Below are 738 nucleotides of genomic sequence, written 5' to 3'. Positions count from 1 at the left end.
TCTAACCGATTAAGAAGACAGGGTGCGAATCAAGTTCGAGTAATCTTCTTTAATGTCGTGGCTCTCTTCACGCAGCTGCTCAATCTTGCGACATGCATGCAAAACGGTCGTATGGTCTCGGCCACCAAACGCATCACCGATTTCTGGCAAGCTGTGGTTAGTTAGCTCTTTAGCCAGTGCCATCGCCAATTGACGAGGACGTGCAACGGAGCGAGAACGACGTTTAGACAGCAGATCCGCCACTTTGATTTTGTAGTACTCAGCAACCGTCTTTTGAATGTTGTCAATGGTCACCAACTTCTCTTGCAGCGCCAGCAGATCGCGCAGCGCTTCGCGAACGAAGTCGATGGTGATTGGGCGGCCAGTAAAGTTCGCGTTGGCAATTACTCGGTTCAACGCGCCTTCCAACTCACGAACGTTGGAACGCAGACGTTTTGCAATAAAGAACGCAACTTCGTCAGCCAAATGAATTTGATGGTCTTCAGCTTTCTTCATCAAGATCGCCACACGCGTCTCTAGCTCAGGCGGCTCGATCGCAACCGTTAGACCCCAACCAAAGCGCGATTTCAGACGATCCTCTACCCCGCTGATCTCTTTTGGATAACGGTCAGAAGTTAGGATGATCTGTTGGTTACCTTCCAACAATGCGTTGAAGGTATGGAAGAATTCTTCTTGTGAGCGCTCTTTGTTGGCAAAGAATTGGATGTCATCGATAAGGAGTGCATCCACACTGCGGTA

Annotated in this window: 1 protein-coding gene; it reads right to left on the bottom strand. The window is 49.3% G+C overall.

Going from position 1 to position 738, the window contains the following annotated elements; genetic code table 11:
• Window positions 1-9: 9 nt before the first annotated feature.
• A partial coding sequence (gene dnaA / locus R8O11_RS27305; RefSeq protein ID WP_318194890.1) for a chromosomal replication initiator protein DnaA occupies window positions 10-738 on the bottom strand: 729 nt, incomplete at its 5' end.

It is taken from the genome of Vibrio sp. 1288 (genome assembly GCF_033344475.1).
The sequence above is the reverse complement of the archived record's forward strand: the minus strand, read 5'-3'. Positions and strand labels throughout refer to the sequence as shown.